The sequence below is a fragment of the Marinobacter sp. UBA2498 genome (genome assembly GCF_002341575.1).
GTDB classification, from domain to species: domain Bacteria; phylum Pseudomonadota; class Gammaproteobacteria; order Pseudomonadales; family Oleiphilaceae; genus Marinobacter; species Marinobacter manganoxydans.
Genome location: NZ_DDOI01000071.1, coordinates 54244 through 55862, shown reverse-complemented (window position 1 = coordinate 55862; position 1619 = coordinate 54244). Strand labels below are relative to the sequence as shown.

Here is a 1619-nt window from a genome sequence, read left to right as displayed (position 1 = left end):
CCGACCACCGCACTGAAATCAATCTGCGCCATCATCGGGAAAATCATCGCCCAGATCAGAATGGCGATGGGGATGGAGACCTGCGCGTATTCGAAACGGGACAGGGTCTCGGGTACCACTGGTGCGAGCTGACCGAGCGCCACGCCGGCGATGATGGCCAGGGCTACCCATACCGACAGGAACTTGCCGAACAAATCCATGCCGCCGTCGGCGTCTTCAGCCCGGGTTATTTCTGTGTTGGTGCTCATCGTATTTGATGATTCCTTTACTCGTAGGGAGACTGAATCTATTATGCACAAAATTGGATATCCATAAAGCCGAATATATGGGGAAGCAGATATGAAGCGCCGCGTTTTGTTTGTCTGTACCGCCAACAGTGCCCGTTCTCTTATGGCAGAAGCCTTGCTGCGGGACATAGCCGGGGACCGGTTTGAAGTGGCCAGCGCCGGTACCGAGCCAACCGAGCCCCACCCGATGGCATTGCAGGTTCTTGAGGAAGCCGGCGTATCGACGGAAGGGCTTTCTAGCAAGCGGTTGGCAGATTTGCAGGAACAGTATTGGGATTACGTGATTACCCTCTGCGAGAAAGCTTCCAGCGAGTGCGGTGCGGTCTGCCAGCCGGCCCAGCAGATTGCCTGGGATTTTGCCGATCCGGTACCAGCAAACCGCCATTCCACTTTCGCCCTCAGGCTTAAGGAGATCAAAGAGCGAGTCGCCCTGTTCGCACTCATTCATCAGAAAGAAACTGGAGCGAAACCCGCCAGCTATGACCCGGTCACGGTGTTCAAGGCGCTGGCCGACGATTTCCGCCTTGCGGCGCTGTTAATGATCCGCAGCCAGGGGCAACTCTGTGTCTGCGAGCTTACCGAAGCCTTTGAAGCGCCCCAGCCGAAAGTCAGCCGGCATCTGGCCACGTTGCGGGATGCCGGCCTGCTGGCCACGGAGCGTCGGGGCCAGTGGATCTACTATTCCCTGAACCCGGGCATTCCGCAGTGGCTGGCCCGGGTGCTGGATGAAACCGCCAGCCATAACGGCCGATTGATAGAGAACCCGCTTGCGCGATTGCAGGCCATGGCAGACCGCCCATCTGTCCAATGTCTGTAATGTCCGCAGGGTCTAATGTACGGAACAGGTTTATCAGGAGCACAACATGAGCAAGATCAAAGTAGGCATTAATGGATTTGGCCGAATCGGTCGTCTGGCCTTGCGGGCCGCCTGGGGCTGGCCAGATATGGAGTTTGTGGCCATCAACGATCCGGGCGCCGATACCGGTACTTTGGCTCACCTGCTCAACTTTGACAGCATCCATGGTCGCTGGAGTCGGGAAGCCACTGCCGACGGAACGGATATCGTCATCGAGGGCCAGCGCATTCGCGTGACTCACAACCGGAGCATCGGTGAAACCGACTGGTCCGGCTGCGATCTGGTGATCGAGGCAAGTGGCGTGAACAAGAAGGTCAGTGCTTTGCAGGCGTACCTGGACCAGGGCGTGAAACGGGTCGTGGTCACGGCACCGGTGAAGGAGGCGGGCGCCAAGAACATTGTGGTTGGTGTGAACGATGATATTTTCGACCCGGCCAACGACCGCATTGTGACCGCCGCCTCCTGCACCACCAACT

3 protein-coding genes are annotated in these 1619 nt (G+C 57.9%); 2 read left to right on the top strand and 1 reads right to left on the bottom strand.

Annotated elements, in window-relative coordinates:
* On the bottom strand, positions 1-248 hold a 248-nt coding region (locus B2W52_RS10335; protein WP_414673492.1), incomplete at its 3' end, for an arsenic resistance protein.
* Between the two features lie 91 nt (positions 249-339).
* Between B2W52_RS10335 and B2W52_RS10330 the strand changes: the two genes are divergently transcribed.
* Entirely contained in the window at positions 340-1104 is a 765-nt protein-coding gene (locus B2W52_RS10330; RefSeq protein ID WP_008172983.1) for a metalloregulator ArsR/SmtB family transcription factor, read from the top strand.
* Between the two features lie 46 nt (positions 1105-1150).
* Positions 1151-1619: glyceraldehyde 3-phosphate dehydrogenase NAD-binding domain-containing protein (locus tag B2W52_RS10325; RefSeq protein WP_286802873.1), on the top strand; the 469-nt coding region annotated here is incomplete at its 3' end.

Coding starts and splice junctions, on each gene's coding strand:
- B2W52_RS10330 (WP_008172983.1), top strand. CDS start 340: ATGAAGCGCCGCGTTTTGTTTGTCTGTACCGCCAACAGTGCCCGTTCT.